Source organism: Nitrincola salilacus, assembly GCF_046271865.1.
Classification (GTDB): Bacteria; Pseudomonadota; Gammaproteobacteria; order Pseudomonadales; family Balneatricaceae; genus Nitrincola; species Nitrincola salilacus.
In genome coordinates, this window is sequence record NZ_CP176580.1 from 4,065,613 (window position 1) to 4,082,456 (window position 16,844).

The window sequence follows — 16,844 nt, forward strand, 5'->3', positions numbered from 1 at the left end:
TTTAAGCGTGGTAACGCAAGAGGGGGCCTGGTGGCCCCCTCTTGGTTCTTTCGTCATCGCACTTATAGATGTGGTCAGATGTGATCAACCACCTGGGCGCAACGGTATGAACATCGCATTACCACGCCGAACAATCCGTATTGGGACTGCTCTATCCTCAGGCAAGCGCGCAACCACCTCATCAAACTGATCAACTGTTTCTATCCGTTCGCCGTTCAGCATTGTGATGATGTCATCGACCATCAGACCCGCTGCTGCAGCAGGCCCATCACGCACCTCTGCAACCACCACACCCGCACGCACATTCCAGCGCGTCTGCTGCTCTGATGTCAGTGGGCTGACAACCAGGCCAAGATCATCTACCTGCGCCTGCTCAGGCTGACCACTTGCAGCAATCAACTGATCAGGATCCGGTAGCAGACCAATCGTCACAGGAATTGAAATCCGTTCGCCACCTCGAATAATACCGACGCTGGCTTCGGTACCGGGACGCACCCGGCCGACCTGGTGTGGCAAGTCGGATGACAGATAGATGTCATTACCATTAAAACTGAGTATTACATCACCCTCTTTCAGTCCTGCGCCTTGAGCAGGGCTGTCTGGCATCACCTGAACCACGACGGCACCTGCAGGTTTATCCAGGCCGAAAGACTCCGCCAGATCACGACTGACCTCCTGGATCACCACACCCAGCCAACCTCTGGCTACAGTACCGGTATCACGCAGTTGGTCTGAAACTTCCATCGCGACATCGATCGGAATGGCAAATGAGAGCCCCATAAAACCGCCTGAGCGAGTATAGATCTGTGAATTGATACCGATCACTTCACCATCAAGGTTAAACAGTGGGCCACCGGAGTTGCCTGGATTGATAGCAACGTCGGTCTGGATGAAAGGCACATAGCTGTCATTTGCCAGCGAACGCTCAGTTGCACTGACAATTCCCGCGGTAACACTGTAGTCAAAGCCAAAGGGCGAGCCGATAGCAAGTACCCACTCACCAACCTCAATATCCCGGGAACTGCCGATCCGTACATAAGGCAACTGAACGGCATCAAGCTTCAGCAGAGCAACATCTGAGCGTGGATCTGAGCCAACAACCTCGGCTTCAAGTTCGCGACGATCATTCAGACGCACGATAACTTTTTCGGCATCCTGGATCACATGATGATTAGTCAACACGTAGCCATCTTCAGATATTATGAAACCTGAACCGAGCGAGCGTGGTGAGGGACGCTGCTGACGTGGAGCATTTTCAGGAAATCCGCGGAAGAAATGACGAAAAATTTCGGGCACTTCCTGACCATCAAACTGATCGAACGGGCTGCCAGGCCCACTGTCGGAGGAGATGGTTTTTGGGATGGTACTGATGTTGACAACCGCAGGAGATGCTTCTCTGACAAGGCTTTTGAAGTCAGGAAGCGCAGCGGATGCAACCAGCGGCGTTAACAAGATCAGCAAAGTCAGCCCAAGAGCAAATGACATTTTTTTCATCTTCAGACCTTTTTTCCATCGATTCAATGAACAATTCAATGAACAACCCGCAATAACACGGGCCTGTAGTCACCTGTAGACAACAGACGGGCAGATAAAATCCGCCCACATAAAAAACCTGCAAGCAATCCAACCACTGCAGCCAGAACCTGCAGAAGTTCATGCTCAACCAACTGCGAAGACACCAGCACAGCCAGTATCATAGTCACCAGTGGTAATAGATAGAGAATTAGAGAGGCACGCACCAGCGCCCCCTCATTGAGGCCGATCAGCACTTGATTACCCACCTCAACCTCGACACCATCGGGGTTATCGATAGACATATCAGTTGCTTCACGAATCAACAACTGAGTGATGCGCTTCTGCCCGCACCCTGCTTCAGACTGACAGGAATCACAGGCACTTTTACGCACTGTTTTGACACTGATGCCAGCACCTTTGACACGGGTTACCAGCGCAGCTTCTTCCAGCATACCGATCAATCCAGCAGCTGTACCGAGGAGGCAACTCGATCAGCCAGCATCAGCGGCAGATTACCCACAACGGTAACAAAGTAATCTGACTGAGCCTTACCCAGTGCTACATAGCCACCTGCCTGAGAAACGCCTTCGGGCACCCCTTCACGACCAAGCTGCTCAATGCTTATGGAGAAGGCATCCTGACCATTTGAGAACACCATCACTTCGCCGAACGGGATCAGTTCATGACGCACATGGCTATACCCCTCTGGCAACCAGCCTGGCTGCCATTGAGCTACTTTTTTATCTGCAGTCAGATGCTGATGCTGATCGATATAACGATTAATACTGGCAGGAGAACGTATGATCTCAAGCTGCTGCAAACTGGTTGTGAGATCTGGCGCCGATCCCAGACGAGTACGCACATAACTGCTGCTTCCGGCAGACTGCGGCAGGGTTACGTTAGACACAACACCAGTAGTGCCAGTATCTACATTCTGATCAAACATGCCGACGCCCAGAATAATCGCTGCCGTCACTGATGCGGCAACAGCCATGCTCGCGACTGACTTCCACATACTGTAATTGGCCGAGTGGATATCGGACGGGCGATCAGCGACTGAAGATCGAGCGGCAGGTTTCGCTGACAGCGCTTCGTCACGTGCGATGCTGTCCATGACAGCTGCACTGAGATCGGTTTTGGGCAGGGCTACCCCTTTCTTATGCATGATTGCACTGGCAAGATGATATCGACGCCATTTCTGCGCCAGAATGTCATTCTCACTGGAATGCGACAAAAGGCGACGCAACTCCAACTCGTCCACTTCACCATCTACAAGAGCGGAAAGTGATTCAGCTTGCTCTTTCATCCTGCACTACCTCAATACGTTTCTAACAGCACCTGCCATCACTCAGTGATCAGCAAGCAACGGAGCTATTTCATTATCAATGGCTTCACGAGCCCTGAAGATACGCGACCTGACGGTACCCACCGGACAGCCCATGACATTGGCAATTTCTTCATAACTCATACCTTCAAACTCCCTCAGTGTAAGCGCAACCCTGAGATCTTCAGGCAGTTTATCCAGCACCCTGTTGATAACCTGCTGCAGTTGATCGCGATACAGGTTATTTTCTGGCGTATCAATATCTCTGAGATGAGTATCACTATCGAAATACTGCGCATCAGCGACATCAACGTCTACATCCGGAGGTCTGCGCCCCCTTGCCACCAGGTGGTTTTTAGCCGTATTGATGGCAATTCTGTAAAGCCAGGTATAAAAAGCACTATCACCACGAAAGCCTGGTATGGCTCTGTAGGCCTTGATAAAAGCCTCCTGGGCCACATCATATGCCTCGTGATGGTCATATACATAACGCGAGATCAATCCGACAATCTTGTGCTGATACTTCTTTACAAGAAGATCGAAGGCAGTTTTGTCACCTGACTGAACACGCGCAACAAGCATCTGATCGACGTCCGCAGGGCTTTCGTTAGACACTTAAAATCCTTAGTTAAACCGGTTCATAAAGTCTCTGCGTACAGAGCGTTTAAAGAATCAGCATAATACCCGGAACACCTGCATCACAACCCCTGTTACGTCTATCGTCATGCAATAGATATGAGGGCTGTAAAATGCTGAAGTTCCATGCCGACTGTAACTTTTTATCTCTCATGTGCTGACTCAGGAGCAGATATATCTGCATAATACCATTAAGTGGCTAATTTGAGCCTGACAGGAATGAAATATGACGAATGCAAAACAGTATGATGTTCTGGTGATCGGCAGTGGCGCTGCAGGTTTGACCCTGGCACTGCAGCTGGCAGGAAAAGCCAGCATCGCTGTTCTGAGCAAGGGCGACCTGCACAATGGGTCAACCTGGCTTGCACAGGGAGGCATCGCAGCGGTACTGGACGCAAAAGACGATATACAGCAACACTTTGCCGATACCATGACTGCGGGCGCCGAACTGAGCATTCCTGAAGCTGTTGAGCACACGGTGAGTGAAGGTCCTAAAGCGATCAACTGGTTGATCGAGCAAGGTGTTCCGTTTACTCGCGAGGGTGATCATTATCATCTGACGCAGGAAGGCGGACATTCACACAGAAGGATCATCCACGCCTCGGATGCAACCGGGAAGGCCGTTCAGGAAACGCTGATTCAGCGAGCCAGAGAAGCTGAAGGTATCGAATTCTACGAATACCATATTGCAGTGGATTTGATCACGCGCAAAAAGCTCGACCTGTCAGGCAATCGCTGCATCGGGGCTTATGTCCTGAATCATCGCACCGGAAAAATTGAAGCGTTCAGGGCCAAATTCGTCGTACTGGCCACTGGCGGCGCTTCCAAGGCTTACCTCTATACCAGCAATCATGATGGCACCACTGGTGATGGCATCGCCATGGCCTGGCGTGCTGGTTGCAGAGTGGCCAATATGGAGTTCAATCAGTTCCACCCTACATGCCTTTACCACCCTACAGCCAAATCATTTCTGATTACTGAAGCGGTCAGGGGAGAAGGTGGTCATCTGCTACTGCCAGATGGCACAAGGTTCATGCACCGCTTCGACCCCAGGGAAGAGCTTGCACCAAGGGATATCGTCGCCAGAAGCATCGACCACGAAATGAAACGTCTCGGTTGCGACTGTGTTTATCTCGACATTTCGCACAAGCCAGCGTCATTCATACTCGAGCACTTCCCGACCATACATGAGCGCTGCCTGGAATATGGCATCGATATCACCCGTGATCCGATACCTGTAGTACCTGCTGCTCATTACACCTGTGGCGGCGTTGTCACCAACCAGCAGGCACACACCGATATACCCGGGCTCTATGCGATAGGTGAAACTGCTTTCACCGGATTGCATGGTGCAAACCGCCTTGCATCCAACTCCCTGCTTGAATGCGTCGTTTACGGACAGACAGCAGCATCTGACATTGCGGCACTATTGGGCACGCTGAATCAGGTAGACGATGAAAGCATTCCTGACTGGGATGAGTCATTGGTAACCGATTCGGATGAGGACGTTATCATCTCCCACAACTGGGACGAACTCAGACGCTTCATGTGGGACTATGTCGGCATCGTCAGAACCAGCAAGCGTCTGAAGCGAGCACAGCACAGGATAACCTTGCTGCAGCAGGAGATCGCCGAGTACTACTCCAACTACAAGATCAGTCGCGATCTGGTTGAGTTGCGTAATCTGGCAACGGTTGCCGAACTGATCGTTCTCAGTGCCATGCAGCGCAAAGAGAGCCGTGGGCTGCACTATACCAAGGATTTTCCTGAGTCAGGCCCCGAATTGGCCGACACGATTCTTGCACCGATCAACTATCCCTGGAAGGAAGCTCTACGGCAGGCGCGAGACTGAGCGCCACTCTGAGGCGTCGGAAGGTTTCACTATCCACCGAGTCAGAAGCAATGATCAGCCAGTCAGACAGCCTGCGCTGGTCCCGCTTAACACACAACACCAACAGGTACGGCGTGATGGCAATGCGCCTGATACACGCCACATCATGGCTCACAGCGTCAGTATCAATCAACTGCATGCGGCGAGTATCCAGATCCCACTTCAAGCTGTGCAGCCTGAGCGGCTTGAGTAATGCTGAACCAGACAGAATCGACAGCATTGATAACAGCAGCACTAAAGCGCCGCTGATCAATACAAAACGTGAAATATCACTGAAAATAAGGCAGGCAAGTGCCACAACATGCGCCGTAACGACTCCTGCAGCCATGATGCGTGAAGGCTCACACTTGACGTGCAGCGGACTGAACCCTATCAAGAATCATCCTTACCATACGCTTCAATCCCTCATCTTCCGGTTCGCCACGCTGCATGAACCAGACAAAGAGATCGGTATCTTCACAGGCCAGTAGCCTGACGAAATTTTCCTGATCTGCAACAGGCAGGTCACGAAAAGCCTCCTGCACGAACGGACCCAACAACACATCAAGCTCCAGCATGCCACGGCGGCACTGCCAGGCCAGACGCTTAATATCCTCTTCTGTGTACATCAAGTTCACCGGCTCAAAATTGAAGTGGGTATTTAACACCCGAGATCAGGCAGGCGCAAGCCCGAAACGCAAAAACCCCCGATCTCGAAGAGACCGGGGGCTGCGGTATTAAGTGCCTGGCGATGACCTACTCTCGCATGGGGAGACCCCACACTACCATCGGCGATGACGCGTTTCACTTCTGAGTTCGGTATGGGATCAGGTGGTGCCACGTCTCTATGGTCGCCAGACAAAACTGGAACAACCGGGATCTGAAGTCTGTACTTGATGCGTCTCTTTACTACTTTCCGTAATTCTTGTCGTACAACACAAGCTCAATCAGCTGTCTTTACAATCAATCTTTCAGCATTCAACCAAACGCCTTCGGCGTTATATGGTCAAGCCTCACGAGCCATTAGTACAGGTTAGCTCAACGCCTTACAACGCTTACACACCCTGCCTATCAACGTCCTGGTCTCGGACGGCTCTTCAGGGACCTTAAAGGTCCAGTGAGATCTCATCTTGAAGGGGGCTTCCCGCTTAGATGCTTTCAGCGGTTATCCTGTCCGAACGTAGCTACCCGGCAATGCCACTGGCGTGACAACCGGAACACCAGAGGTTCGTTCACTCCGGTCCTCTCGTACTAGGAGCAACTCTTCTCAAATCTCAAACGCCCACGGCAGATAGGGACCGAACTGTCTCACGACGTTCTAAACCCAGCTCGCGTACCACTTTAAATGGCGAACAGCCATACCCTTGGGACCGGCTTCAGCCCCAGGATGTGATGAGCCGACATCGAGGTGCCAAACACCGCCGTCGATGTGAACTCTTGGGCGGTATCAGCCTGTTATCCCCGGAGTACCTTTTATCCGTTGAGCGATGGCCCTTCCATACAGAACCACCGGATCACTAGAACCTGCTTTCGCACCTGCTCGACGTGTCTGTCTCGCAGTCAAGCACCCTTCTACTCTTGCGCTCATTGGCTGATTTCCGACCAGCCTGAGGGTACCTTCGTGCTCCTCCGTTACTCTTTGGGAGGAGACCGCCCCAGTCAAACTACCCACCACACAATGTCCTCGATCCCGATAAAGGACCTGAGTTAGAACCTCAACAGTACCAGGCTGGTATTTCAAGATTGGCTCCACATGAACTGGCGTCCACGCTTCAAAGCCTCCCAGCTATCCTACACAAGTAATGTCAAAGTCCACTGTGAAGCTATAGTAAAGGTTCACGGGGTCTTTCCGTCTAGCCGCGGGTACGCTGCATCTTCACAGCGAGTTCAATTTCACTGAGTCTCGGGTGGAGACAGTGTGGCCATCGTTACGCCATTCGTGCAGGTCGGAACTTACCCGACAAGGAATTTCGCTACCTTAGGACCGTTATAGTTACGGCCGCCGTTTACTTGGGCTTCGATCAAGAGCTTCGCTTGCGCTAACCCCATCAATTAACCTTCAAGCACCGGGCAGGCGTCACACCCTATACGTCCTCTTTCGAGTTTGCAGAGTGCTGTGTTTTTAATAAACAGTCGCAGCCACCTGGTATCTTCGACCGCCTTCAGCTTACGGAGCAAGTCCTTCACCAAAAGCGGCGTACCTTCTCCCGAAGTTACGGTACCATTTTGCCTAGTTCCTTCACCCGAGTTCTCTCAAGCGCCTGGGTATTCTCAACCTGACCACCTGTGTCGGTTTGGGGTACGGTCGTCTATTACCTGAAGCTTAGAGGCTTTTCCTGGAAGCTGGGCATCAACCACTTCGCACCCAAAGGTGCTCGTCATCAGGTCTCAGCCTTAAGAAAGCGGATTTGCCTGCTCTCTCAGCCTACACCCTTAAACGCGGACTACCATCGCCGCGCTGGCCTAGCCTTCTCCGTCCCCCCATCGCAGTAATAGCCGGTACAGGAATATTAACCTGTTTCCCATCGACTACGCTCTTCAGCCTCGTCTTAGGAGCCGACTCACCCTACCCTGATTAACATTGGATAGGAAACCTTGGTCTTCCGGCGGGGGCGTTTTTCACGCCCCTTGTCGTTACTTATGTCAGCATTCGCACTTGTGATACCTCCACGGTGCCTCCCGGCTTCCGCTTCAACGGCTTACACAACGCTCCTCTACCATGCCTAGATAAATCTAAGCATCCGCAGCTTCGGTATCTGGTTTGAGCCCCGTTAAATCTTCCGCGCAGGCCGACTCGACTAGTGAGCTATTACGCTTTCTTTAAATGATGGCTGCTTCTAAGCCAACATCCTAGCTGTCTGAGCCTTCCCACATCGTTTCCCACTTAACCAGAATTTTGGGACCTTAGCTGGCGGTCTGGGTTGTTTCCCTTTTCACGACGGACGTTAGCACCCGCCGTGTGTCTCCCATGATTGCACTCTTGGGTATTCGGAGTTTGCATCGGGTTGGTAAGTCGGGATGACCCCCTAGCCGAAACAGTGCTCTACCCCCCAAGGTGAGACATGAGGCGCTACCTAAATAGCTTTCGAGGAGAACCAGCTATCTCCGAGCTTGATTAGCCTTTCACTCCGATCCACAGGTCATCCGCTAACTTTTCAACGGTAGTCGGTTCGGTCCTCCAGTTGATGTTACTCAACCTTCAACCTGCCCATGGATAGATCGCCCGGTTTCGGGTCTACTCCCAGCGACTCATTCGCCCTATTAAGACTCGGTTTCCCTACGCCTCCCCTACTCGGTTAAGCTTGCCACTGAAAGTAAGTCGCTGACCCATTATACAAAAGGTACGCAGTCACGGAACCAAGTCCGCTCCCACTGCTTGTACGTACACGGTTTCAGGGTCTATTTCACTCCCCTCACAGGGGTTCTTTTCGCCTTTCCCTCACGGTACTGGTTCACTATCGGTCAGTCAGGAGTATTTAGCCTTGGAGGATGGTCCCCCCATGTTCAGACAGGATATCACGTGTCCCGCCCTACTCGTTTTCACTATAAACAGGTTTTCGTGTACGGGGCTATCACCCTCTACGGCGACACTTTCCAGTGTCTTCCACTAACCCGAATTCAGCTTAAGGGCTGTTCCCCGTTCGCTCGCCACTACTTAGGGAATCTCGGTTGATTTCTTTTCCTCCGGGTACTTAGATGTTTCAGTTCCCCGGGTTCGCCTCTCAAAACCTATGTATTCAGTTAAGAGATACCTGATAAATCAGGTGGGTTTCCCCATTCGGACATCTTCGGATCAAAGCTTGTTTGCCAGCTCCCCGAAGCTTTTCGCAGGCTACCACGTCCTTCATCGCCTCTGACTGCCAAGGCATCCACCGTGCACGCTTATTCACTTGACCATATAACCCGAAGGCGTCTGTTCAATTGAATGCTTATTACGATTGATTCGCCAATTGGCGCTTGTATTGCGTCGACAAAACGCAATCAAGTTTTGTTACTTTCTTCAGATCCAGATTGTTAAAGAGCGTTTAAGACCTAAGCCTTAAGAGTTGCTCTGACCCTGTTCCCAGGCATCAAACCAAGTCTTAAAACTCATGAGCATAATGTTGTGTACTGTCGTGACCCTATAGATATGACATCTTCGCGATGTGATCACGAGATGGTGGAGCTATGCGGGATCGAACCGCAGACCTCCTGCGTGCAAAGCAGGCGCTCTCCCAGCTGAGCTATAGCCCCAGTGTGTCACAGGGTTGTTTCAGATAACCAATTGCGTGCACAGCAAGGCGTGGAACTGTGAAGCATAGTTAAACTATGCGAACAGTGCCACAACGCAGGTGTGTGCGGAATTGGTAGGCCTGAGTGGACTTGAACCACCGACCTCACCCTTATCAGGGGTGCGCTCTAACCAGCTGAGCTACAAGCCTATCGTGTGCGCCGGCCGTATATATAGACAACCTTATGCTCTTCGTCTGATCAGGTAATACAAGTGAACGCTTGCCAAGGTCTCGCTATCGTTTAAGGAGGTGATCCAGCCCCAGGTTCCCCTAGGGCTACCTTGTTACGACTTCACCCCAGTCATGAATCACACCGTGGTAACCGTCCCCCTTGCGGTTAGACTAGCTACTTCTGGTGCAACCCACTCCCATGGTGTGACGGGCGGTGTGTACAAGGCCCGGGAACGTATTCACCGCGACATGCTGATTCGCGATTACTAGCGATTCCGACTTCACGCAGTCGAGTTGCAGACTGCGATCCGGACTACGACCGGTTTTCTGAGATTCGCTCACCTTCGCAGGGTTGCAGCCCTCTGTACCGGCCATTGTAGCACGTGTGTAGCCCTACTCGTAAGGGCCATGATGACTTGACGTCGTCCCCACCTTCCTCCGGTTTGTCACCGGCAGTCTCCTTAGAGTTCCCACCTTTACGTGCTGGCAAATAAGGACAAGGGTTGCGCTCGTTACGGGACTTAACCCAACATTTCACAACACGAGCTGACGACAGCCATGCAGCACCTGTCTCAGAGCTCCCGAAGGCACCAAGCTATCTCTAGCAAGTTCTCTGGATGTCAAGAGTAGGTAAGGTTCTTCGCGTTGCGTCGAATTAAACCACATGCTCCACCGCTTGTGCGGGCCCCCGTCAATTCATTTGAGTTTTAATCTTGCGACCGTACTCCCCAGGCGGTCAACTTATCGCGTTAGCTGCGCCACTAAGACATCAAGTGTCCCAACGGCTAGTTGACATCGTTTACAGCGTGGACTACCAGGGTATCTAATCCTGTTTGCTCCCCACGCTTTCGCACCTCAGTGTCAGTATCAGTCCAGGTAGTCGCCTTCGCCACTGGTGTTCCTTCCTATATCTACGCATTTCACCGCTACACAGGAAATTCCACTACCCTCTACCGTACTCTAGCTCAGCAGTATCAGGTGCAATTCCCAGGTTGAGCCCGGGGCTTTCACATCTGACTGACTGAACCACCTACGCGCGCTTTACGCCCAGTAATTCCGATTAACGCTTGCACCCTCCGTATTACCGCGGCTGCTGGCACGGAGTTAGCCGGTGCTTCTTCTGTGGCTAACGTCAATCTGTACGGGTATTAACCGCACAGCCTTCCTCACCACTGAAAGTGCTTTACAACCCGAAGGCCTTCTTCACACACGCGGCATGGCTGGATCAGGGTTGCCCCCATTGTCCAATATTCCCCACTGCTGCCTCCCGTAGGAGTCTGGGCCGTGTCTCAGTCCCAGTGTGGCTGATCATCCTCTCAGACCAGCTAAGGATCGTCGCCTTGGTGCGCCTTTACCACACCAACTAGCTAATCCTACGCAGGCTCATCTGATAGCGAAAGGTCTCGAAAGATCCCCTCCTTTCCCCCTAAGGGCGTATGCGGTATTAATCCGAGTTTCCCCGGGCTATCCCCCTCTACCAGGTAGATTCCTACGCGTTACTCACCCGTCCGCCGCTCTCAAGAATAGCAAGCTACTCTCTACCGCTCGACTTGCATGTGTTAGGCCTGCCGCCAGCGTTCAATCTGAGCCATGATCAAACTCTTCAGTTTTAAATCAGCGTATCAACAGCAAGCTGCCGATACTTAATGCATGCTCAGACAAAAACAACACTAAATGAATTTAGGTTACTTGTCTGATTAAGCTTGTGTGCTTAACCTCGACAAGCGCCCACTTGTATTACCTGATCAACTTGTTAAAGAGCGGCTTGAGTTTCGTCTCAAGCGAGGCGCATATTCTAGCGCCTGCCGACTCATTGTCAAGGAGTTTTTTCAGCTTTTCGATCATTTTCATGTCGATCCGCGCACTCACTCAACAACCGATAAATTCACTTAAAACAATTCAAAAACAAATGCTTAACTACTGTGAACTCATCCCGGTGACTGTTCCCTTGCGGGCCAGCACCTCAATCGAGGAGGCGAATTCTACAGAGGCTGAGATTTAAGTCAACAGATAAATCATAAAATTCTGTATTTTGATTTCAGCCACCCAGAATAAGCCTCCGGGCGGCCGATTACAGTACCGAATCAGGCTCTGTAAAAGAGGTGGTGCTTCTTCTTGCCCAATTTAACCAGATAGAAACGACCGAACTTCGATGCCTCAGGCGCAAACAGCGATGCAGCCTGCATATTCTGCTCCAGACCACAGGCAGTCTCATTGACCATGACTGAATTTCTCTGCAACGCATCTTTGATCTGTTTGCCGCTGGCCGCCAGACCCGCATCTGCCAGCAAACTGGTCAGTGGCAGCTCATCCAGATCAGCCGGCAACTCACTCGCAGGCAAGCCATCCAGCTGCAACTGCGTGTAATCATTTTCATTCAACTGACTGGCATCACCGGAAAACAGCGCCTCAGTAATACGACGCGCCGCCTGCAGCGCCTCCTCACTATGCACCAGACGCGTCACCTCTTCAGCAAGAATGCGCTGCCCCTGGGGCCGGCCTTCAGCAGCTTTATCTGCATCTTCAATCTCCTGAATCTGATCGACATCCAGGAAGGTGAAGAAGCGCAGGAAGCGGTAGACGTCTGCATCAGGCGTCTGGAGCCAGAACTGGTAGAAGGCATAAGGTGACGTTTTCTTCGGAGCCAGCCACACGGCACCACCTTCGGTCTTGCCGAACTTGGTCCCATCGGATTTGGTGATCAGCGGCAGGGTCAGACCATGCGTAGGCGCGCCATTCATGCGTCGCACCAGATCGATACCACTGGTGATATTACCCCACTGATCCGAACCACCTATCTGCAGCGTGCAACCATATTGCTGATTCAACTGCTGGTAATCATAGGATTGCAGGATCTGGTAGGTGAACTCAGTAAAGGATATACCGGAGTCTTCACGCTCGATGCGCTGACGTACCGATTCCTTCGCGATCATCTTGTTCACCGTGAAGTGCTTCCCGACATCACGCAAAAAGCTCAAGACATCGACACTGGCTGTCCAGTCATAATTATTGGCCAGTATTGCCCCATCTTCATCATCGAAACGGATGAACTGACTGATCTGCGCCTTGAGGCAGTCACTCCAGTTCGACACCACCTCGGCAGAGTTCAACTGCCGTTCCTGTGCTTTGAAGCTGGGATCACCGATCAGACCTGTTGCACCACCAACCAGCGCGATCGGCCTGTGGCCGTAATCCTGAAAACGTTTCAACATCAACAGCGGCACAAGATGACCAAGATGGAGACTGTCTGCCGTCGGGTCGAAGCCACAATAGAGCGTCACTCTATTTTCTGCCAGATGCGCAGCCAATTCTGCCTCATCCGTCATCTGGGCGATCAAACCACGTGCTTTAAGATCCTCTATCAGTGTCCGCTTGCTCATCTGTTCTGCTTATCCATTCTGGAATTGAGATTGAATCCCGTATTCTAACCGGCCGTCGCGCGCTTACAAGTCTATTTGCCAGCTTCGTGCTTATAGGCGTGCAGCGTTTCTTGGTTTACACTGGCAGATCACCTGATGATCTGCAGACATGTTCAACTGAGGCGACACGGTGCCAGGACTTATTCGATTCTTCCATCAACACCCGCTCTCGACTCATTTTCTGGCGGGATTGATAAGCGCAGCCATTTTGCTGCCCGTCATCTGGACACTACTGCAGATGCGCGAGGCCCAGCCAGCTTCTACAGTCAATATCACGCCTGTTGAAACCACCCATACCGCCAACCAGTTTCGCATTCACCAGGAAATTACTGACAATCCACTGGTAGAGCATCTGGCAATCGATCACGCCAGCGTTCACGCCATGCGCGCTGCAATCAACATACCTCATGATGCGATGCAGTTGAATCGCTCCACCACCCCCTTCCTCGCCACACCTGTAGAGGGAGGCCGCATATCTTCCACTTTCCAACCAGACAGGCGACATCCGATACTGGGTATCATCCGTCCTCATCGCGGAGTTGATTATGCTGCACCTTATGGCACCCCTATCAGGGCTACTGCCAATGGCACAGTGATACGCGCTTCACGCAAGGGCGGCTATGGCCATACAGTCATACTGCAACATGGCGATAATATAACCACCCTCTACGCTCACCTGAGCCAGTATCGCAAAGACCTCAGGCTCGGTGAAAAGATACACCAGGGCGAAGTGATCGGATATGTTGGCTCATCAGGACTGGCCACTGGCCCGCATCTTCATTATGAACTACGCATTGACGGCTCTCATCACGATCCGATCATGGCCAAGAACATACTGAACAACTCTGCATCTGCTTCACCACTCATGGTGCAACAGGACACAAGCGAGCGTTCATTTTTTCGCCAGAGATCTTTTACCCAAACATCTGACAGGACAGTTTTTTGATGAGTACACGCTATTTTATCGGCTTGATGTCTGGCACCAGTCTGGACAGTGTTGATGCCGTGTTGGTAGATCTGTCACAAGGATTCCAGCTTGTCGAATGCCATAGCAGCCCCATCACCGATAGCCTTCGCAACAGGATACTGACCCTGACTCAACCCGGCGACAACGAGATAGAACTGATGGGCAGGCTTGACGTCGAGCTGGCCAACACTTTTGCTGCGTCAGCGTCTGCACTGTTACAAAAGTGCGATCTGAACCCCGACCAGGTGATCGCGATCGGCAGCCACGGACAGACCCTGCGCCATCGCCCTGAGGCAGGCTTCACGTTACAGGTGGGCGATCCAAGCCTGATTGCAGAGCTGACCGGCATCACCACCGTGGCAGACTTTCGGCGCAGAGATATTGCCGCTGGTGGCCAGGGAGCACCTCTGGTGCCCGCCTTTCACCACGCCCTTTTCTCTGAACCTGGCACAGATCGTATTATTATCAATGTCGGAGGAATGGCCAATCTGACACTGCTACCGGGCAGTACAGGCGCAAACGTGACAGGGTTTGATACCGGGCCAGGAAATGTTCTGATGGACAGCTGGATAATGCAGCATCTTGAGCTCCCTTATGATGCTGATGGCAACTGGGCCCGACAAGGCACCGTTGTGCCAGACCTGTTGAAACAACTCCTCTGCGAGCCTTTTTTCCATCAGCCTGCACCCAAGAGCACTGGACGTGAACTGTTCAACAATGACTGGCTGGCCAGACATCTTGATACCTACCCAACAACGACAGAGCCTTGCGACGTTCAAGCCACGCTAACGGAGCTGACTGCTGTCACCATCGCAGATGCCATCACTGACCAACCATTGAGCAGGCCGGATCTTTACCTTTGCGGGGGAGGTAGTCATAACGCACTGTTGAAAGAACGCTTACAGGCACTGTTACCAGCGCACAACATCGCAACCACTGAAGTACTCGGGATTGACCCCGACTGGGTGGAGTCTGCCGCATTTGCATGGCTGGCATCGAGAGCAATGGAAAAGAAAAGCGGCAACCTGCCGGCCGTCACTGGCGCAAGGGGCGAGCGGATTCTCGGCGGAATTTATACAGCGTAGTAAAGTCGGCGGAGGAGCAAGGTGCCCTCTGCCGTATTCAAGATGTGAAGCAAACGGTTTTCAGATGGAGAAGGAAGACCCACAACCGCAAGTGCTACTGGCATTCGGGTTCTTGATCATGAACTGAGAGCCATGCAGCCCCTCTTTATAGTCCACCTCAGCACCTACCAGGTACTGGATACTCATGGGATCAACCAATAGCGTGACACCATCGGTGACGACTGCCGTATCATCTTCAGCAGCCGCTTCATCAAAAGTAAAGCCATAAGAGAAGCCAGAGCAACCACCGCCCGTGATAAACACACGCAGTTTAAGGTTGTCGTTCTGCTCTTCTTCGATAAGACCCTTTACCTTCGCCGCAGCTGCAGGCGTAAAGTTAAGTGGTGAGTGTTGCATTGTGTCCGCCATATAAATAGCCAGCCTCCCGATTCAGCGCCATCATTGTCGCTAAACCGAGTAAAACAGTCAAGTATTCTTCAGGGCAACATGGCAACCTGCTGCAGACCTTCATTCTCCGGACGGCCGAACATGATGTTCATTACCTGGACCGCCTGTCCCGAGGCACCCTTCACCAGGTTATCGATCACCGACAGCACCACGACCGTATCATCATCCTGTGGACGGTGGATACTGATGCGGCACATATTGGAGCCTTTCACACTGCGGGTTTCGGGATGGCTGCCAGCCGGCATCACATCCACAAACGGCTCATTGGCGAAGCGTTCCTCGTAAAGTGCCTGCAAGCCATGATCAACCGGGTCTTTCAAGACAGAGTAGAGTGTTGCATGGATTCCCCTGATCATCGGCATCAGATGTGGCACAAATGTAAGGCCGACAGGGCGGCCAGCCGCCAGCGTCAACCCCTGCCGAATTTCGGGCAGATGACGATGCCCGGGAACACCATAAGCTTTGACACTCTCGCTGGCCTCACATAGCAACGTACCGACACTGGCACCGCGACCGGCACCACTGGCACCTGATTTGCAGTCCGCGACGAGACGACGATGATCCACCAGACCTTTCTCCAGCAACGGCAGATAACCCAACTGTACCGCCGTCGGATAACAGCCCGCACAGGCGATCAGCCTGGCATCACGAATCTGCTCACGGTTGATTTCGGGCAGGCCATAAACCGCCTCAGCCACAAGATCCGGGCAGGTGTGCTTGAGCTTGTACCATTGCTCCCACAGTGCCACATCACGAATCCGGAAATCAGCCCCCAGATCAATCACCCGCACACCCCTGGCAATCAGCTCAGGCGCCATACTCATCGCGACACCATGAGGCGTGGCAAAGAACACCACATCACACTGCGCCAGCCGTTCGACATCTGGAACACTGAACGCCAGATCGTAGTGACCTCGGAGGTTAGGGAACATCTCGGACACCTGCATTCCATCCTCAGATCGTGAGGTGATCACCTCAACCCGAACCTGTGGATGGTTTGCCAGGATGCGTAAAAGCTCAACCCCGGTGTAGCCTGTCCCCCCAACGATACCTGCCTTGATCACGTCAGCCTCTCATTTAACGATTCAATAATATTTTAACCTGAGCCACCTGCCTCAGATCAGGCAGGATTTTCAGTT

At 52.3% G+C, this 16,844-nt stretch carries 12 protein-coding genes, 2 tRNA genes and 3 rRNA genes; 3 read left to right on the plus strand and 14 right to left on the minus strand.

What is annotated here, in order from left to right; all coding sequences use genetic code 11:
• Window positions 1-84 precede the first annotated feature (84 nt).
• Genes ACK3CJ_RS18735 through rpoE form a run of 4 tightly spaced genes read right to left on the minus strand, consistent with a single transcriptional unit; the run spans window position 85 to window position 3,421 of the window.
• Window positions 85-1,494 carry a DegQ family serine endoprotease gene (locus ACK3CJ_RS18735; protein WP_409523725.1) on the minus strand — a complete coding sequence of 470 codons (1,410 nt, stop codon included), beginning with the start codon at window positions 1,492-1,494 and terminating at the stop codon, window positions 85-87.
• A 35-nt stretch (window positions 1,495-1,529) separates the two neighbouring features.
• Entirely contained in the window at window positions 1,530-1,967 is a 438-nt protein-coding gene (locus ACK3CJ_RS18740; protein WP_409523726.1) for a SoxR reducing system RseC family protein, read from the minus strand.
• Window positions 1,968-1,972: 5 nt separating this feature from the next.
• Window positions 1,973-2,821 (minus strand): MucB/RseB C-terminal domain-containing protein, encoded by an 849-nt coding sequence (locus ACK3CJ_RS18745; protein ID WP_409523727.1) that lies wholly within the window; start codon window positions 2,819-2,821, stop codon window positions 1,973-1,975.
• A gap of 42 nt (window positions 2,822-2,863) precedes the next feature.
• A complete protein-coding gene (gene rpoE, locus ACK3CJ_RS18750; RefSeq protein ID WP_409526621.1) occupies window positions 2,864-3,421 on the minus strand; it encodes an RNA polymerase sigma factor RpoE in 558 nt (185 codons plus the stop codon).
• 280 nt (window positions 3,422-3,701) lie between these two features.
• On the opposite strand from rpoE, the gene nadB reads away from it, so the two are divergent.
• The gene (gene nadB / locus ACK3CJ_RS18755; RefSeq protein ID WP_409523728.1) at window positions 3,702-5,327 is read left to right on the plus strand and encodes an L-aspartate oxidase; all 1,626 of its coding nucleotides are present in this window, start codon (window positions 3,702-3,704) and stop codon (window positions 5,325-5,327) included.
• On the opposite strand, the gene ACK3CJ_RS18760 is transcribed toward nadB, so the two are convergent.
• From ACK3CJ_RS18760 to tyrS, 8 genes are all read right to left on the minus strand, one after another.
• Window positions 5,284-5,742, minus strand: coding sequence for a protein YgfX (locus ACK3CJ_RS18760; protein WP_409523729.1), 459 nt, complete (start codon window positions 5,740-5,742; stop codon window positions 5,284-5,286). The genes nadB and ACK3CJ_RS18760 overlap by 44 nt on opposite strands.
• Window positions 5,708-5,974 carry a succinate dehydrogenase assembly factor 2 gene (locus ACK3CJ_RS18765; RefSeq protein ID WP_409523730.1) on the minus strand — a complete coding sequence of 89 codons (267 nt, stop codon included), beginning with the start codon at window positions 5,972-5,974 and terminating at the stop codon, window positions 5,708-5,710. The genes ACK3CJ_RS18760 and ACK3CJ_RS18765 overlap by 35 nt, the downstream gene beginning before the upstream one ends.
• Before the next feature lie 114 nt (window positions 5,975-6,088).
• Window positions 6,089-6,204: ribosomal RNA gene (rrf, locus tag ACK3CJ_RS18770) — 5S ribosomal RNA — on the minus strand.
• Between the two features lie 143 nt (window positions 6,205-6,347).
• Window positions 6,348-9,241, minus strand: a 23S ribosomal RNA gene (locus ACK3CJ_RS18775).
• A gap of 261 nt (window positions 9,242-9,502) precedes the next feature.
• Window positions 9,503-9,578: transfer RNA gene (locus tag ACK3CJ_RS18780), tRNA-Ala, on the minus strand.
• A gap of 111 nt (window positions 9,579-9,689) precedes the next feature.
• Window positions 9,690-9,766: transfer RNA gene (locus tag ACK3CJ_RS18785), tRNA-Ile, on the minus strand.
• Between the two features lie 92 nt (window positions 9,767-9,858).
• Window positions 9,859-11,397: ribosomal RNA gene (locus tag ACK3CJ_RS18790) — 16S ribosomal RNA — on the minus strand.
• Together the 16S, 23S and 5S rRNA genes with 2 tRNA genes alongside form the textbook arrangement of a ribosomal RNA operon.
• A gap of 474 nt (window positions 11,398-11,871) precedes the next feature.
• On the minus strand, window positions 11,872-13,167 hold the full coding sequence (gene tyrS, locus ACK3CJ_RS18795; protein WP_409523731.1) for a tyrosine--tRNA ligase: 1,296 nt from the start codon (window positions 13,165-13,167) through the stop codon (window positions 11,872-11,874).
• 169 nt (window positions 13,168-13,336) lie between these two features.
• Between tyrS and ACK3CJ_RS18800 the strand changes: the two genes are divergently transcribed.
• Complete coding sequence (locus tag ACK3CJ_RS18800) at window positions 13,337-14,152, plus strand: M23 family metallopeptidase (RefSeq protein WP_409523732.1); 816 nt, start codon at window positions 13,337-13,339, stop codon at window positions 14,150-14,152.
• Window positions 14,152-15,258 (plus strand): anhydro-N-acetylmuramic acid kinase, encoded by a 1,107-nt coding sequence (locus tag ACK3CJ_RS18805; RefSeq protein WP_409523733.1) that lies wholly within the window; start codon window positions 14,152-14,154, stop codon window positions 15,256-15,258. Before ACK3CJ_RS18800 ends, ACK3CJ_RS18805 begins: the two co-directional genes overlap by 1 nt.
• Window positions 15,259-15,318: 60 nt before the next feature.
• Here the strand turns inward: ACK3CJ_RS18805 and erpA are convergent, their stop codons facing one another.
• Window positions 15,319-15,666 (minus strand): iron-sulfur cluster insertion protein ErpA, encoded by a 348-nt coding sequence (erpA, locus tag ACK3CJ_RS18810; RefSeq protein ID WP_409523734.1) that lies wholly within the window; start codon window positions 15,664-15,666, stop codon window positions 15,319-15,321.
• A gap of 68 nt (window positions 15,667-15,734) precedes the next feature.
• Entirely contained in the window at window positions 15,735-16,769 is a 1,035-nt protein-coding gene (gene argC / locus ACK3CJ_RS18815) for an N-acetyl-gamma-glutamyl-phosphate reductase (RefSeq protein WP_409523735.1), read from the minus strand.
• Window positions 16,770-16,844: the final 75 nt, after the last annotated feature.